Below are 17633 nucleotides of genomic sequence, written 5' to 3'. Positions count from 1 at the left end.
TCGAGTGTTGTTGATGCAGGAGATATTCCATGTTTTTACCAAGAATCCGGGTGTGCGCGAGCATTACTCTGATCATCATTACCATTACCGGCTGTGCAAGTTATAGCCCTGAATATGCTGATTTCTCGGAACCGTTAACACGTCCAGAAACTGCGCACATTCATGTGGATGCGGATATTGCAGAGTTTATTGCGTTTGCCCATGAGCATCATCCTAGCGTTAAAGCAGCAATGGCGGATATCGAAAGCGCCAATGCAGCTTTAACGTCTGCCGGAGCGTTCGCTGATCCACAGTTCTCGGTAGCTCAGGGGTTAAACAATTCTGATTTTAGAACTCTCAGCGTTGAGCAAGAAATTCCTTTGTTCAACCGCCGCGGCATGGCTATCGAACAAGCGCAAATAGCAAAGCGATCGGCGCAGGCGCAGTTGGATGCAGTAAAAGCTGAGGTATCGGTAAACGTTGTTGCTGCGTTTGCAGAGTATCTTTATGTACTCGAAAGCCAAGCTCTACAAGAAGAACTTATTCAGTTATTAAAACAATTTACTGCGGTGGCTGAACAGAGTTACGCAACGGGTTCCGTTTCCCTATCAGATTTGTTGCGTGCACAGAACGCAGTAGATTCGGCCCTTGCTGAGCAACTTAATCTAGAGCAGTTGGTAATTTCCCAACGGGCACGATTAAACGCTGCACTCGGGCGTGATAGCCGTGAACCGCTCGCCGGGGAATACTCGCTGGTAGATAGCCATCGCAATTTCGCGAAACTTCCGGCAGATATTGAAACCTTATATGCGCTCGCCGACGAAAACAGCCCGCAATTGGCGCTTAGCCGATTTGCTATCGAAAGCCAAACGGTAGCGCGTGATATCGCCGGAATCGCCGGATTACCAAAACTCATGGTCGGTGTGGAATACATGAACGAAGCTATGGGTTCAGGAACGTTTGCTGGAATGGCCTCGGTGTCGTTACCTATTTGGCGCTCAAATTACAGAGCACAACGAGAAGCGGCAGAAAGTGCTTACCAAGCCGCGCAGCATCGGCTTTATTCGAGCCAGCTAGAAGTTCAGGCGGATCTGAGTATTGCCATCTTTCAATGGCGGGAAGCGGAACGTAATCGCGAATTATTCGGCAAGGTTTTAACCGCACGTGCGGAACAAGCTGTGGCCACCTCTCTAAGTAACTATCAAAACGGCAATGCGAGTTACACCGATGTTATTTCCAGCCAGCAAGAATGGCTGAGTTTTGCATTGGCTTATCGCCGCGCACTTGCTAATCAACTTACCGCCGTAGCGGCTATTAAATCGCTGATCTCTTCTGGGGCTAATTCTGAGGTTTCCAATGAAAAACATTAATTTTGTTAAAATTATCGCTGCGGTGTTTGTGCTGATAGTGATTGCTACAACGGTTTTAGGGATCGCCTTTCAAACGCCTAAAGCAGGGCATGCGCACGCCGCAACCATCGAAAATTCGCAAGCGGTTGATCATAGCGATCACGATCATGCGGGTGAAAACTCAGAAAACCCTTTTGTTGAAGAAGCGCAGCTTTATACCTGCTCGATGCACCCGCATTTTCGTTCGGAAGATCCAAACGAGCGTTGCCCTATTTGCGGCATGGAATTGGTACCGGTTGCCCGAAATAACGAGGATAGCGCATCAACCAATATTGAATTCTCGGAACGCAGCTTGGCACTTTTGAATGTGCAAACGCAGCCTGTTGTTCGTAAAGAAGGCAACCAACAACTCCGGGTAACGGGGCAGCTTGAGTTTGATGAGCGTGCACTTACCAGTATTAGTGCATGGACGGGCGGGCGTATAGAACGTTTATACATTAACTTTACGGGCGCTAGCGTAAACCAGAATGATCCGCTAGTAGAAATCTATAGCCCGGAATTACTAGTGGCTCAGCAAGAGCTATTGCAAGCGCAAAAAAATGCCGACACAACGGTCCCTGGGTTTTTGCAAGAATCAAATCAAACAACACTGCGGGCGGCGCGTGAACGGTTACGCCTGCTTGGTTTAACTCAGGCGCAAATTGATGCAGTGGTAGAAAGCGGCACTGCAAGCGATCGTGTGTTAATTCGTTCGCCGTCGTCAGGCTTGGTGGTTACCCGCAATGTTGCTCAAGGCGATTATGTAAATGCAGGGGATAGCCTATTTGAGTTGGCCGACAACAACAAAATGTGGGCAGTTTTTGAGGTTTTTGAACGGGATCTCGCGTTAGTAGCGGTTGGCCAACATATTGAGTTTGCTTTGCAAGCAACGGGTAGCGCTGTGCATGGCGAAATCATATCGGTATCACCAAGAATTGATGCGGATCGGCGCACACGCGAAGTGCGCGTGGCAATAGATGAAAGTGAGCAGTTATTAACCGCTGGTGCTTTTACCAGCGCGAATATTCAAATACCGCTTGGCAATATGCTAATGATTCCAGCTTCAGCGCCCTTAGTTACCGGTAAACGTGCGGTTGTTTATGTACGTGATGGGGAACAAGCCGGCAGCTTTTCTGCCCGCACTATTGAGCTGGGCCGTAAACTTGGCGATAGCTACGAAGTACTTTCGGGCTTAAGCGAAGGTGAGCTGGTAGTAAGCCGTGGTGCATTTTTGATTGACAGTGAGCTGCAATTACGTGGGCAGCCGAGCATGATGGCGCCCGAAGGTGGCGGCGCAACAGGCCATGAACATCATGGCGGGAATTCGGTTGATCAGCCGGCAGCCAGCGCACAGGGCGTTGATCATTCTGCACATAATGATTCAGCACAGAGTGAACATACCTCCGATAGCGGCATGGTCGTTTCGCAAAATGAGGTTGATTCTGCAGAATTAGCCCCAGTATTCGCCGCATATCACAAAATGTGGGGAGCCCTGCAAAACGATAATCTTGCTGATTGGCAAACCGCTGCCACGGATTTTCATGAATCGGTAGCAGCGGTGAATTGGCCTGATAGTTTAAATGCTGTTGTTGAACAGCTATCTACTGGCGCCGGCCATGCTCATCATGTTGCATCGATCAGCACAGCACGAAATCAATTTCATCAGCATTCGCAAGCCATGATTGCACTCGCCGAAGCGGGCTATCACGAAGGTGAATTGCACGTCATGTTCTGCCCCATGGCACGCAGTGGCCAAGGCGCTTCGTGGTTGCAGCAAGATGACGAACTACTGAATCCATACTATGGCGCCATGATGCTGCGTTGTGGCGACAACAAGGGCGTGCTTTCTGGGCATGACAACGAAGCGCATGGCTCCGACGATATGGGTGATCAGCGTAACCATGATCACGGAGGCCATTAGTAATGACCCACTGGCTTTTGAACAACAAACTAATTGTAGCCCTACTGGCGGTAATGATTATTGTTGCCGGTGTTATGGTAGCGCCGTTCAATTGGGATACGGGTACGCCACGTTCACCGGTTGCAGTAGATGCCATTCCGAACATTGGTGAGAACCAGCAGATCGTATTTACCGATTGGCCTGGGCGTTCACCGCAAGATGTGGATGATCAAATTAGTTACCCGTTATCTGTGCAGTTGATGGGTGTGCCGGGCGTGAAAGATGTGCGCACGATTTCAATGTTTGGTTTCTCCAGTATTGCTGTGATTTTCAATGATGATGTGGAGTTTTATTGGTCGCGTTCGCGCATTTTAGAAAAACTTAGCAGCCTACCTGCGGGTACGCTTCCAGATAATGTGCAACCTGCACTGGGGCCAGATGCTACCGGGCTTGGTCAAGTTTACCTCTATACCTTAGAGGGGCGAGATCCGCAGGGGAATCCAACCGGTGGTTGGGATTTGGATGAGCTGCGCTCGGTACAAGATTGGTATGTGCGTTATGGGCTGTTGGCCGCTGAAGGTATTAGCGAAGTGGCTTCAATAGGTGGTTTCGTTCGCGAATACCAAATTGATATCGATGCCGATGCTCTGCGTTACTTTAATGTGAGCATGGAACAAGTGGTTGCGGCGGTCCAGGAATCGAATATCGATGTTGGCGCCCGCACTACTGAAATAAATCAGGTGGAATACATTGTTCGCGGTGTCGGTTTTATTAAAACGCTAGCGGATATCGAAAATGCTGTGGTTCGCTTGGCGAGTGATAACACCCCGATTTTAGTTTCTGATGTAGCTACCGTTGGCTTTGGCCCGGCGGAACGCCGAGGCGCGCTTGATGTAGCTGGCGCGGAGGCCGTAGGCGGTATTGTAACGGTGCGAGAAGGATTTAATCCGCTTGCCGCTATTGAAAATGTGAAGCTGCGCATTGATGAACTGGCTGATAGTTTGCCAGCCAGAGCCGTGGTTGATTGGCAGCAAGCGAGTGCAGCCGATATTCGTGATTTTGCTGAGCAGCAAGGGTTACCTGAACTTCGCAGCCAAACCTTGAATTTCGATGATCATGAACAAAAAGCTTGGGCTGAATGGCTGCAAGCGCACCCGCAAGATCGTTGGCCCGAGTGGGTAACCTTGAGCAAGATTACGGTAGTGCCGTTTTATGATCGTTCAACCTTGATCATGGAAACACTGGGCACCTTGAGCGATGCGCTCACGCAGCAGCTCCTGGTTACTGCGGCTGTGGTGCTCATTCTTTTGATGCACCTGCGTTCGGCTATTACCATTGCCACTATGCTGCCGCTGGCGGTGTTGATTACCTTTATTGGTATGCGGCTGCTAGGCGTGGAAGCCAATATAGTGGCGTTGGCCGGGATTGCGATCGCCATTGGTACCATTGTCGATATGGGCATTATCGTGACCGACAATATCTTGCGGTTACGTAAAGATAAGCCCGATCTCGATATTGGCGAGGTAATTAAACGTGGTACCAAAGAAGTGGGGCCTGCGGTATTAACCGCTATCGCTACCACGGTAATTAGCTTCTTACCGGTATTCACCATGACCGGTGCTGAAGGCAAGTTGTTCACGCCATTGGCATACACCAAAACCTTGGTGCTTTTAGCCGCAGTGGTATTGGCGCTTGTTGTGGTGCCGGTAATGCTGCGAATTTTACTCAGTGATCGTTTCCGTAAAATCGATGCTTGGTTAATGGCGCGCCGAAAAGCCTACCGTATTGCTTATGCCGTGTTGGTTTTCGTTGTCATACTGGCGTTAGCGGGATTATGGGAGCCTCTAGGGCCTGCGGCGGGCGGCGTTCGCAATACCTTGTTCGTGCTCTTGATTTTCGCCTTCGTAGTGGGTGGTTTCGCCATTATTATCCATTTCTACGAGCCTATGTTACGGCTTTGTTTACGCTTTAAAGCGGCCTTTATGGCGCTGCCGGTACTGGTTGTGATCGCGGGTTTCGCTATTTTTCCAGGCTTGGGGCGTGAATTTATGCCATCACTGGATGAAGGCAGCTTCTTGTTAATGCCCACAACGATGCCGCATGCATCTATTGGTGCTGCGCTTGATGTATTGAGCGAGCAAGATAAAGCCATTGCCGCCATTCCAGAAGTGGAAAGCGTAGTAGGTAAAATCGGCCGTGCGGAAACGGCTCTCGACCCCGCACCGGTTTCGATGATTGAAACCATTATTAACTATAAGAGTGAGTTCAAAACCAATACGAACGGGCAACGAATCAATTTTCGGGTAAACCGGCAAGGCGAATTCGTGCGCGATAGTAATGGTGAGTTGATTCCAGATTCGAAAGGCGAACCCTACCGGCAATGGCGCGATCATATTCGCAGCCCAGATGATATTTGGGATGAAATTGTGCGGGCAGCGCAAGTGCCAGGTGTTACCTCGGCTCCGCGTTTGCAACCGATTGAAACCCGGCAACTGATGCTGCAAACCGGTATGCGTGCAGCCATGGGCGTTAAAGTACAAGCTCCTGATCTCGAAGCGTTAGAGCGTGCTGCTGTTGATATCGAACAGGTTTTGCGCAATTCGCCGGCGGTGAATGCCGCTTCAGTTAGCGCTGAGCGTGTGGTTGGGAAGCCTTACCTTGAATTGCACTTGAAACGTGAAAACATTGCGCGTTACGGCCTTACCATTGCGGCGGTACAAAACACGGTGGCTACTGCCATTGGTGGTGTTGAGGTAACACGCAGCATTGAAGGGCGAGAGCGCTACCCTATCCGGGTGCGCTATCAACGTGAGCTACGTAACGATATCGAGGCGATGTACGATATTTTGGTCACTACCTCAAGTGGTGCGCAGATACCGCTTCAGGAGCTAGTGGATATTCGTTACACCCGTGGGCCGCAAATGATTCGTTCAGAGAACACTTTCTTAACGGCCTATGTAACTTTTGGTGCTGCTGCGGGCATTGCTGAAGTTGAAGCGGTGGAAGCGGCGGCAGAGCACCTTCGCAGTGCACAAGCGCGCGGAGAACTGAGCCTTGAATCGGGGGTAAGTTACACTTTCGCTGGTAGCTACCAGCAACAGCAAAGTGCAATGGAAACCTTGCAAGTGGTTATTCCGCTATCGCTCGCTCTCATTTTCATTCTTCTTTATTTGCAATTTAAGCAAGTGAGTACGGCCCTTATGGTGTTCAGCGGTATCGCTGTAGCGTGGGGCGGTGGCTTCATTATGCTTTATCTCTACGGCCAATCGTGGTTTGCCAACTTTACTATTCCGGGCATAACGCAAGGCGTTACTTTGCGCGATATCTTCCAATTTGAAGTAACCCACTTAAGTGTAGCGGTGTGGGTGGGCTTCTTAGCGCTCTTTGGCATTGCGGTGGATGATGGCGTGGTGATGGCTACTTACTTGCAGCAGCGTTTCTCTGAAGGTACCTCGAACACTATAGAGAGTATTCGTGAGCGCACGATTGAGGCGGGCGTACAGCGTGTGCGGCCTTGCTTGATGACAAGTGCAACAACCATATTGGCATTGTTTCCAGTGCTTACGGCCACTGGAAGAGGCGCTGATTTGATGATTCCGATGGCAATTCCAACGGTTGGAGGGCTCACTTTTGTGGTGCTCACCATGTTTGTTGTGCCTGTTTTATACAGCTGGCGGGAAGAAATGAAGCTGAAATGGCATACGAAATAAAGTCTTTTGCTTAATAAAAATGGCGCCGCAATAGATTATTGCTTCTTTCTTAAACTATTACGGCGCAATGAATATTTTTTTATGCAGAAAAAGAATATATAAATTCATATACAACTTAAAATTGGAGCGTGTTTATCGATTAAAAAAACACCATATAAAACATGATTATTAAAGATAAGATGACTATACAAGTAACGTTCACGCGTTCACTTGGTGGTTGATATGCGCTAAAACATAATAAAAATAGCAACTTATTCGATTAGATCTTGTGAAATACAAAGTTGCATATACATCTTGTTCACTGCTATGAATAAAGGTGTGAGATAAAAATAACGCAACACATGGGGAAACATAAAATGCATAAATTATCATTACTCGCAATAGCGGTTGGTGTTGGCTTAGTACCAACTCAACAGGCATTCGCTCAAGATTCTGAAGCCGATGCTGAACGAATCGAGCGTATTAGTGTAACGGGCTCTCGCGTTCTTAGAGCGGAAGCGGAAAGTGCTGCGCCAGTTCAAGTTTTCACGGCAGAAGATATTGAAGCTTCGGGCCTTACTTCAATGGAACTTGTGCTGCAGAAAATGTCGGCTTCGGCCGGGTTTGGCGGCAACCAAACGTCTGCCTACTGGGTTGGCGGTGGTTGGGGAACCACGCAGGTTAACTTGCGCGGCTTGGGTGCTAACCGTACGTTAGTGCTACTTAACGGCCGCAGAGTGGTAAATGGCGGTACCGGTGCTAATAGCTCGGTAGATTTAAACACACTGCCGTTAACCATGGTTGAGCGAATTGAAGTGCTGAAAGATGGCGCCTCAGCGATTTATGGTGCCGATGCGGTTGCCGGTGTGGTGAACGTAATTACTCGGAAGAGCTTTGATGGCGTAATGGTTGAAGGGCGTTTAGCTGGAACCGAAGAAGGTGATGGTGAAGAACGTTCAGTTAACCTAATGTTTGGTACCAGCTCCGATCGCGGGCGTTTGGTTTCAACGATTAGTTTTCGTGACACCGACGCGGTAAATATGGCTGACCGCGCACCTTGTGCGTTAGCTGAAACTTCACCAGGTGAACTTGGTTGCTTTGGTAGCGCTTCTACTCCGGGCGGCCGTGCGGTTATCACCAGTGGGCCAGAAACTGGCCGAATGATTAACTTTAACCAAACCGCTGGTGGCGATCCGAAAGGATTTGAAACCTACAGTGCCGGTACGCATAACGTTGATTTCTTCGATATGTTGAATGCGGTGAACCCTGTAACAACCATCAGTTTTTCGACATTCGGTGATTACCGGGTGGGCGAGGAAACTTATGTGTTCACGGAAGTTTTATATAACAACCGCCGCTCGAATCAAATAGCTACACCGGGCACATTGCGAAATATTGATTACTCTGCAGATCACCCAGATAACCCAGTTGGCGAAGATATTCGCATTGTTCAACGGCGGTTAGAGGAAGCAGGTCCGCGTGGCTTTGAACAAGATGTAAATACTTTCCGGGTAGTCGCGGGAATGAATGGTTTAATTGATTACAACTGGGCGTGGGAAGTAGCATATAACTTTGGCCGCACTACAGGTAATGATGCGGGTACCAACATTGCGAACCTTGAGCGGATGAATCGGGCAATTGATCCGGATACTTGTGGCAGTAATGGCGTGCCATGCGCTGATTTAATTGGTTTAGGCAATGTTAGCCAAGAAGCGCTTGATTACATGCTGTTCCGCATTAATGACTATGGTGGAAACCAACAGCAATCACTTACCGCCAATATTGCCGGTGACCTATTTGAAATAGGTGATCGTGTTATTCCGGTAGCGTTTGGCTTCGAACACCGCAAAGAACGCGGCTGGCGTGAACCCGATTCTTCTGTTGTTGCCGGCATTATGAATACCAATCGGCAAGAACCGTTGAGTGGTCATTACTCAGTTAGCGAACTTTATGCGGAAACTTCGGTACCACTTATATCGGATCAAAAGTTTGCCGATTCTGTGTTTCTAGACTTGGCATACCGTTATTCTGATTACGATACATTTGGTAGTGATGGTAACTACAAGTTAGGCCTGCACTGGAATGTAAACGAGAATGTGAAGTTCCGTGCAACGCAATCTACCGCATTTCGGGTGCCAAACATTCCTGAATTGTTTGGTGGTATCGGTGAGGGTAATTTAACAACTTCAGATCCGTGTTCAGGTTGGGATCAGCCGGGTGCAGATCCAACAGTAGCGGCTAATTGCCAAGCTGATGGCGTGCCTGCAGGTTACACCCAGTTTGGTTCTACCGTGTTAACACGCACTGGTGGCAACCCAGAATTGCAGCCAGAAGATGCCGATACCTTTACCGCAGGTGTGGTTTGGGATGTGGCTTATGTTGAAGGCTTGCAGTTCACGCTCGATTACTTCGACATAAAAATTGAAAATGCGATTCGTGGTGTAGCGGGCTCAACAAAACTGAACGCTTGTTATAACTCTGATGGCCTATCTCATCCATTCTGTAGTGCTGATACGTTCACTCGTGATCCCCTCACAGGCTCTTTGGATTTCTTATCTGCACAGCCTGATAACGTAGCCACTGAGAATGTTTCTGGGATGGATGCTTCGGCATTTTATCGAACTACTATGTTCGGCTTAGATGCTAAGTTCAATGTGAATTTAACTTACCTTGATGAATACACCATTGAGCCGTTCCCAGGCGCAAGCGCCATTGAATATGCGGGCAAAATTACGGGTGGAAGTGGTAGTTATACACGCATTCGTTCAGATGCCTCAGCTACATTCTCAGGTGAACAATGGCAGTTCCATTACGGCGTGCGCATGATTGGTGCCGCTGATGATATCAATGCCTCGCCTGGTGATTTGGGATCAAAAGTATCGAATACTTTTTATCACAATGCGCAAGGTGCGTGGTTCTTTGATGATAACTGGACGCTTAGTGCGGGTGTGAACAACTTGTTTGATAAGAAAGCACCTTTCATTCAAAGCTGGACAGACGCCAATACTGACACGATGACTTATGACCTCATGGGGCGCCAGCTCTATGTGAAATTACGTTATCAGTTCTAAAGCTGTAGTGGCGGTGGAATCTCCCACCGCCATTTTGTCGGGGAATGTCTATGCAAAATCAATCTTCCGCATTTCGTACATGGCATCGGTGGTTATCACTGGTTGTGGGCGTACAAATGCTGATATGGGCTGTTTCAGGTGCCTACATGGTATTTGTAAAGCTGCCATTTATTCACGGTGAACACCTTACGCAAGAAGTTGATGGTGTTCTTCATAATCCAACAGCGGGCGTTCGGATTGCTGATGTTATTGCAACTTATCCAGATGCTTACGATGTGAAAATTGTGAACCGTACGATTCACGGTGAGCGCCAAGATGTAGCGCAAGTGCATTCAGGAAGCGATAAGTTTCTAGTTAATTTGAATACCCTTGCTCCGATTCAGTTGGCAGCAAGCGATATTCGTACATTGGCCATGGAATATTATAAAAAAGGTGATAACCCGATAACGAACGTTGAGCTTCTTACTGAAAATCCACCCACTGAGCTAAGTGAAACGCACTTACCTATTTGGCGTGTTGATTTTGATGATTTCGGGAATACCAGCCTGTATCTCCACCAAGCAACAGGTGAAATGACGGTTCGCAGACATGATTTCTGGCGTGGTTTCGACATTATGTGGATGTTGCACATTATGGATTACGAAGATCGTGTTGATATTACGACTTGGTGGCTCCGAGCCTTTATTTTCGGCACTTTCCTGTTTGCGTTTACGGGCAGTATTCTTGTGGTGCAAACATTGCGTTCCAATCGGAGAAAGCCAATATGAAATTTTTACAATGGCTCCATCGTTGGACAGGCTTAATCATTGTTTTGCAAATAGTGCTGTGGACAATCAGCGGGCTTTATTTTGCGCTCGTAGATCATCATGGCATGAAAGGGCATCAGTATCGTTCAGAGCCGCAACTGGTGAATTTAGATCTTCAGCATGCACGGAATATGAATCCAAGCTGGTGGAGTAATTTCGATGATATTCGTTTGTTGCGGCATGAGCTTGTTCAGGGTATTCCAAAAATTGAAGTTCACCATCGTGATGGTGTGAGCTACCTGAATGGGCAAACGGGCGAAACTTGGGTAACGTCGGAAAACTTAGCTAAAGAAATTGCTTTATCAACTTACTCCGGCCCCGGTACACCAACACGTGTAACTCCTATCTCTACCACTAGAGAGCTGCACGATTGGCAAGGAGAGGGATATAAAGTCGACTTTAACGACGACTTAAATACTCGAGTGTACGTAGATAGTACTTCGGGCTCCGTTATCGACCACAGAAATACTCCCTGGGTGGTTGCTGATTGGATGTTCCGATTGCACTTTATAGACTATACCGGCGGCCGGAACTTTAATAACCTGGTGATTGTTACCGCAGGCGTTGTCACGCTCTGGTTTGCGCTAAGTGGATTTATTCTCTTGGTGAAACTATTAGTAAGTGGCGAGATGCGCTTCAGCTTTCGCAATGTTCCGTTATGGGCCACGATTGGCTCGAATCAGCATAAGTTTTCTGGACGAGCACACAAATCGGTTTTACAAGCACTGCAAGATAATGAAGTGCTTGTAGAAAGCGGATGTGGTGGTGGTGGCTCCTGTGGTTTGTGCAAGGTAACGGTGAATGGCCAAGCGCAAATTACTGCAGCGGAACATGATTTATTATCGCCACAAGAACTCAACGAAGGCATTCGTTTGGCGTGCCAACACAGTATTGCCAAAGTGCAGAATGTTGAAGTGCCGGAAGTAAACGCACAGAAACATTCGCTCACGTTGTTAACGTCGCGTTTTTTAACGCCAATGCTGCGGGAACTGCGATTCCGAGCTGAAGAAGGTGACGTTGAATATCTTGCGGGCCAATATATGCAGTTTTTAATACCTGATGGTATTACGGCGATTCGGCCCTGCGATATCCCCGAGGAATTCCATCCAAACTGGGCGGCAATTCAGGACGGGAACTTCAAGCATATTGCAGTGCGGAGAAGTTACTCAATGGCCACAAAACAATCGGGCGATGAACTTGTGTTCACCGTTCGCTATCAACCACAAGCCGAAGGCGCGCAAGCTCCGGGTGTAGGTTCAACGTATTTATGCAACTTGAAAGTTGGTGAGCACGTTATTGTGGAAGGGCCTTACGGTGATTTCACTCGTATGGAAGGCGCGAACAGAAAGCTCTTCTTTATTGGTGGTGGCGCCGGTATGGCACCGCTGCGAGCATTAGTTCAAGAAGAACTTTCAACGCCCGAGCCTCGTGACATGGTTTTCTATTACGGCGCAAGGGATAGCAATGAACTTGTGTACAGAAACGAGCTTGAAGCTTTAGCGGCGGCGGAGCAGATTCATTTTGTACCGGTGTTATCGGATGCGCCAAGTCATTCTGATTGGGCGGGAGCAAGAGGCTTCGTGCATGAGCAAGCTTTAGCTTATCTATCGAGCATAGACATTGATGAATATGATTTCTATGTGTGCGGGCCACCTCGAATGCTGAGTGCAACCTTGGACATGCTCGCTAATCTAGGTGTTTCTCAAGACCGCATCCGTTTTGATGATTTTGGCAACTAAGCCGTAACCGTTATTACCGTGTGCGTCATTGCCGTGTGATAGTAAAAAGCTGAAGCTCTGAAATGGGCTTCAGCTTCTTTTATTTAAGAGAGCGCAATGGAGGTGGTATGGTTCTCTGCTCTTACATGAATTTGATTTCGGCCGTTTTCTTTACTCATGTAAAGTAAATCATCGGCTAACTTGAGGCTCTCATCCCAGTTCTCAATAACATTGGTTTGGTTTGCAGAAACGGGTATTGCGCCACCACTAATGGTTATTACTAACGCTCCTTTACTGGTTTGATACTTTTCTTGGCAGACACTACGCAGAATTTTCGTTGCAAAACGTGACAATGATGCGGTATCAATATTTCCTATAATTAGTAAAAACTCTTCGCCACCCCAGCGAATAACCATATCGTTTTCTCGCGTGATATCGATAAGGCGTTTGCTAACTTCTACTAATATTTCATCGCCAACATCATGACCATATTGATCGTTTACACTTTTAAAGTAATCCACATCGATTAGGAACAACCCGTGGGTACCTTGATAGGTGCGGCGCTCATCTAAGAAGCGCTTTTGCACAGCACGGCGATTGAATAAACTTGTAAGCGGATCGCGCAGTGATTGTTCATTTAACTCATGATTCGCACGATTCAAAAGTTGATTCACTTTTCTTGATTTGCGATACGCGTAAGCGGTTAAGAAAATAATAATTACCAATAGGATCCCAATTGCGATGGCATATTTTTGGGTACGTTGCTGCTCACTAAGGCGCTGTGCTTGTAGCTGCGCATCTTGTTCAAGAATTTGTATTTGTAAGGATTTCTCACCTGCCTCATAGCGAACTTGTAATTCACTAATCACGCGATCACGTTCGTTCTGAAAAAGCTCAGATTGCATTTCATTTTGTTCTTTCAATACAGCCGCTTGCTCTTGATACATGCCGGCCATTTCGTATGCATCGGCTATATGTGAGAGCAATATGGATATCTCTCGTTGCAGTGCAAAACTTTTAAAAACTTCCGCCGCTGCGAGCATCTCGGCAAGGCCTTGTTCGTAGTTGCCTTGCATCACTTTTATGTAGCCAAGATTAAACTCGGTTACCGAGCGTTCATTTACGTTGTTAATTCGGGTAGCAACTTCGATGCCTTGTTCGAGGTAGGTACTAGCTGCGTCTAAGTTTCCCATTAACAGTTCAGCCGCCCCAGCGTTGTTATAGCCAAGCATTTCCACACGGCCATTGCCTAGTGCCGCGCCTTCCCTTGCAGCTTCCAAAAAAGCGGTTACAAGTTCAGGGGAAGGGCCGTCTATGTATTGCTGAGCATAAGCTCTTACCAAGTAAATATCGGGTAGGCGCTCGGTTAGGCCATAGCGCAGCGATTCTTCAATGGTAGCGTTGGCAGTTTCGATCGCAGCACGGTAATTACCCAGATTTGCCTGCAAACGGGTGATATGAAGATTTAGAAACTGACGTCGACGTTGTGTGCTGGCATCGTTGGTCGCTGAAATGATGGCATGCGCATCAAGCATATACTCAAGCGCTCGGCCAAATTCTTCAAAGCGAATGAGAGTGCGGGCAATAAGATGCTTGGCGTGATATTGCACGCGCGGATTAGTTACGTCTGCTGAATATTCTTCAATGTCAGAAATTAAATTCTCAGCGGCATCAATTTCATCTTTTTGTAGGTAAGCCTCGGCTAAAATAATATGGGCCTCAGCAATTGCATTCGCATTCCCAGAATCGAATGCTTTAGCTAAAATAGCTTCACCTAAGGCAACTGCTGCGGGCAGATTATCATCGGCAATAGCAAGAGCAAGCACTTGATAACCTTGCCCACGAACATAAGTTTCGATTGGTGTTTCGTTGGTTATTTTGGCAAGGATAGTTTCGAACTTAGTACGATCGCGGGGTACAAAGCCTACACCTAGAATGCCCTCAAGCTCTGCCTCAATCGCCGAATCGCGCACAGGTTCAGGTATAGCCGAGCTAGCGCCATTGGCTTCAACGGACGTAGGCTCGAAATGAGCGCCTGCACTGAAGAATAAACTACCGCAGATAACAACTGTAGGTAACCAAATGCGAGGGTTCTGTAGCGATATCAAATTAATCTTTGCCATTGGTTACTACTCTTTTTTTTTATTCTTTACACAGTTATAGACTACAAAAACAAAGTTCTCAATCGTTGTTACTTACTTCTTTTCATCTGCTTCTAACCGTTGTATTTCTTTCCACAATTCATCGGCTTCTGCAGAGAGCATTGAATGGCTGCGGATATCGCCTCGACGTTGCGCTTGCATTGATTTTTCTTGAACTTGCTGCATTTTTTTACGTAGCTTCGCCGTTGGATTGGATTTGAAGAGTCCGAACATGATGACGCCTTGAAGTTTATGAAGTGTGCGGATATTACGTGCGAAGTCGGCTTAAAGATTTCGCAATTGGAAATATACTTTCACCTAGAGCGCGAATAGCAAAGAAAATAAGGGAAGAGAAGCGGAAAGGGAATAGTTTAAGGCCTTGGCAGCCACGCATTTTAGGCCGAGTTTTTGCTAAAAATGCGCGCTACCATTGCAAATGCTATTTTTACATCATGGCCTGTAAGTATTTCTCGAGCCCGAGACGGTGAATTAAGCCGAGCTGCTGGCGCAGCCAATAAGCATGATCTTCTTCGGTATCTTTCAAAATGCCAACCAGCATATCGCGGCTTACGAAATCCCGTTGCTGCTCACACAGTTCTATTGCTGATTTAAGCGCAGTAGCGTTTTGCCGCTCCAAATCGAGATCGGCTGCGAGCATTTCCGCTACGTTATCGGCATCAGGCAATGCATGACGCGTTTCTAAGTCTGGTTTGCCACCTAGATAGAGGATACGTTCGATAAGCAGTTTGGCGTGGCCACGTTCATCGTCAGCTTCGTGCGAGATACGTTCGAATAGCTTATTAAAGCCCCAATCTTCATATTGTTCAGAGTGCGCAGTATATTGATCAATAGAAGTGAGTTCCCACGCTAACAGGCCGTTTAAGGCGTTTACTACGTTAGTCATTTTGGCTCCTATAACTGCTGCTGCAGATAATTTTCCACACCAATGGTATCGATTAAGCTACATTGTGTATCCAGCCAATCTTGGTGCTCTTCTTGTTGTACAAGAATATCCGCGAGCATTTTCCGGCTCACAAAATCTTGCTCATCTTCACAAATAGCAATGGCATCGCGGATATGGCGAATATCTTCAGTTTGCAATTTATCATCTAGCTTGAGCATCTCACTAGGTTCTTCGCCAATGTAAAGTTTGCCAAGCTCTTGCAGATTAGGAAGGCCATCGAGTAATAAAATACGCTCAATAATTTTATCAGCGTGTTTCATCTCATCGATCGATGCTTTGTAAATTTTGCTATTTAATTGCTCGAATCCCCAGTTTTTGTGCATGCGCGCATGCAAAAAGAACTGGTTCACAGTAGTTAGTTTGCGCGTTAGTACTTTATTTAACGCTGATATAACGGTGGAATTGCCCCGCATGGCCGATACTCCTCGAAAAACACTTCGGAAGCTTTAAGCCTAGTTTAATTTGAGGGAAGAGTAAAATAACTTGGGGATACAGATGGCGTGCTGCTGGGAATAAATATTTCCGGCTTGCCCGATGATTTTTGACAACTAGCGGTACTTTGTAGCGCTTCATTTAGAACGCCACGAGCCATGCAGGTACATTTGCCGCACTGGTTACCCAAACCAAATTGTTTCCGAAGCTCGCGCACAGAAGCTGCGCCGTTTTCTACAGCCTGAACAATTTGTTTATCGGTAATGCCTTTGCATAAGCATACGTACATAAAATAAAACCCTGCCTTGTTGTCAATGCAGGGTTATTTAAACACAAATGCGAATCGTTATCAATCGTCATCAAGGAATTTGATCAATAATTCAGCGGCTATCTCTGCGGTAGCCTTTATTTCTGCTCGGTCAGTGTTGTCACCTACTTCATAAGTAACCGCATGCACCGCGAATTCATCGGCCATGTATTGCTTGAATACACCACTATCTGAGTTATGCCCAGGCCGATTAATTACGTCCCAGCTGATTTCAGTTGCTAGCGCATCTAGCCAATTATCTACCAATGTTGCATTTCGTAACGGCATATTTTTGCTATTCACATAATCTGCCGGCATTGTGTAGTAGATATTTCGGTACGTTGAATGAAAATCGAGTGCAAATTGAATATTCCCACCCTCAGCACGAATGTTTTGTAAAAACGCATTCAGTGCCTGAGTTTCTGGGTGAGAAAAGTTTTTCCAATCTCGATTCATATCCAAGCCTAAGCTTGAATGACGCCAGTTACCAAGGTGAACGCCATCAGGATTCATATTAGGAACAACGAGAATATTGAATTCCTTTCTGAACGCCGAAAAATTGGTATCTGTGCTAAAGAGTGCATTACCAAAGTGCAGCATGGCGAGTGCGCCAGTAATCTCGGGCGGGTGTTGTCGGCCAATTAATACTAACCAATCATCACTGCCTTCAGCATAGCTAACCATTGCCGGTAAAGGGCGGCCTTCCGAACTGTAGCCCAAGGTAAATATTTCTTGTGCTGGCGTTTTCGCTAAATCGGCTAACCATCGTAGATAACTACGGTTATCAATAATCTCTTGGCCAGCGATATACAACGGCACTTCAGGGTCAACAGCGATGGTAAAGTTAATGGTTTCCTCGCCGGTGGTGTGCGGTACAGCAGCCCACTGTTGTTTATCAGTACTTGATTTCGGTGAATAACGCGCGGGACCATTTTGCGCCAACAGTGTTATGTCGATTTCGGCCGCTTGAGTGCTGGCATTCACGATTTGAAACGCATACCACGGGCTCGGGTTGATAGGTTCATTCTCGGGTTGAAGATAGAGGGTATAGCTGTTCTGCCCGGTTTGCTCACATCCATCAATGCGCCCAGTAGGGAATTCAGTATTGAATGAAATAAATTCGAATTCACAGGATATAGGAGGTGAGCCAGCGCTCACCTCCTGATCTGCATGCACCCATGAACTAGCAATACTCGCGAAAAGAATCGCAAACGAGTAATACATACGTGCTTTCATGA

The 17633-nt window shown here is 47.1% G+C and carries 12 protein-coding genes; 6 read left to right on the top strand and 6 right to left on the bottom strand.

Annotation, left to right across the window (positions count from 1 at the left end):
* Positions 1–29 precede the first annotated feature (29 nt).
* The 6 genes from CWE13_RS08245 (at position 30) to CWE13_RS12695 (ending at position 12572) form a co-directional block, all read left to right on the top strand.
* Positions 30–1349 carry a TolC family protein gene (locus tag CWE13_RS08245; RefSeq protein ID WP_126807643.1) on the top strand — a complete coding sequence of 440 codons (1320 nt, stop codon included), beginning with the start codon at positions 30–32 and terminating at the stop codon, positions 1347–1349.
* Positions 1336–3288 carry an efflux RND transporter periplasmic adaptor subunit gene (locus CWE13_RS08240; RefSeq protein WP_126807641.1) on the top strand — a complete coding sequence of 651 codons (1953 nt, stop codon included), beginning with the start codon at positions 1336–1338 and terminating at the stop codon, positions 3286–3288. The genes CWE13_RS08245 and CWE13_RS08240 overlap by 14 nt, the downstream gene beginning before the upstream one ends.
* A 2-nt stretch (positions 3289–3290) precedes the next feature.
* Positions 3291–6977 carry an efflux RND transporter permease subunit gene (locus CWE13_RS08235; protein WP_126807639.1) on the top strand — a complete coding sequence of 1229 codons (3687 nt, stop codon included), beginning with the start codon at positions 3291–3293 and terminating at the stop codon, positions 6975–6977.
* A gap of 356 nt (positions 6978–7333) precedes the next feature.
* The gene (locus CWE13_RS08230) at positions 7334–10027 is read left to right on the top strand and encodes a TonB-dependent receptor domain-containing protein (protein WP_126807637.1); all 2694 of its coding nucleotides are present in this window, start codon (positions 7334–7336) and stop codon (positions 10025–10027) included.
* Positions 10028–10077: 50 nt separating this feature from the next.
* Positions 10078–10794: a PepSY domain-containing protein gene (locus CWE13_RS12700; protein WP_126807635.1), complete on the top strand. Its 717-nt coding sequence runs from the start codon at positions 10078–10080 to the stop codon at positions 10792–10794.
* Positions 10791–12572 carry a 2Fe-2S iron-sulfur cluster-binding protein gene (locus CWE13_RS12695; RefSeq protein WP_126807633.1) on the top strand — a complete coding sequence of 594 codons (1782 nt, stop codon included), beginning with the start codon at positions 10791–10793 and terminating at the stop codon, positions 12570–12572. The genes CWE13_RS12700 and CWE13_RS12695 overlap by 4 nt, the downstream gene beginning before the upstream one ends.
* 83 nt (positions 12573–12655) lie before the next feature.
* Here CWE13_RS12695 and CWE13_RS08215 read toward each other — a convergent pair whose 3' ends face one another.
* The 6 genes from CWE13_RS08215 to CWE13_RS08190 form a co-directional block, all read right to left on the bottom strand.
* Entirely contained in the window at positions 12656–14674 is a 2019-nt protein-coding gene (locus tag CWE13_RS08215) for a GGDEF domain-containing protein (protein ID WP_126807631.1), read from the bottom strand.
* A 72-nt stretch (positions 14675–14746) separates the two neighbouring features.
* Complete coding sequence (locus CWE13_RS08210; protein ID WP_126807630.1) at positions 14747–14926, bottom strand: DUF6435 family protein; 180 nt, start codon at positions 14924–14926, stop codon at positions 14747–14749.
* Between the two features lie 211 nt (positions 14927–15137).
* Positions 15138–15596, bottom strand: coding sequence for a bacterioferritin (gene bfr / locus CWE13_RS08205; RefSeq protein ID WP_126807628.1), 459 nt, complete (start codon positions 15594–15596; stop codon positions 15138–15140).
* 8 nt (positions 15597–15604) lie between these two features.
* Positions 15605–16069 (bottom strand): bacterioferritin, encoded by a 465-nt coding sequence (gene bfr, locus CWE13_RS08200; protein WP_126807626.1) that lies wholly within the window; start codon positions 16067–16069, stop codon positions 15605–15607.
* Between the two features lie 44 nt (positions 16070–16113).
* Positions 16114–16377: a bacterioferritin-associated ferredoxin gene (locus CWE13_RS08195; protein WP_126807624.1), complete on the bottom strand. Its 264-nt coding sequence runs from the start codon at positions 16375–16377 to the stop codon at positions 16114–16116.
* A gap of 60 nt (positions 16378–16437) precedes the next feature.
* On the bottom strand, positions 16438–17631 hold the full coding sequence (locus CWE13_RS08190) for a M14 family metallopeptidase (protein WP_126807622.1): 1194 nt from the start codon (positions 17629–17631) through the stop codon (positions 16438–16440).
* Positions 17632–17633: the final 2 nt, after the last annotated feature.

This window comes from Aliidiomarina shirensis, from assembly GCF_003987345.1.
Taxonomy (GTDB): Bacteria; Pseudomonadota; Gammaproteobacteria; order Enterobacterales; family Alteromonadaceae; genus Aliidiomarina; species Aliidiomarina shirensis.
This window is presented reverse-complemented; position numbering and strand designations above follow the sequence as displayed.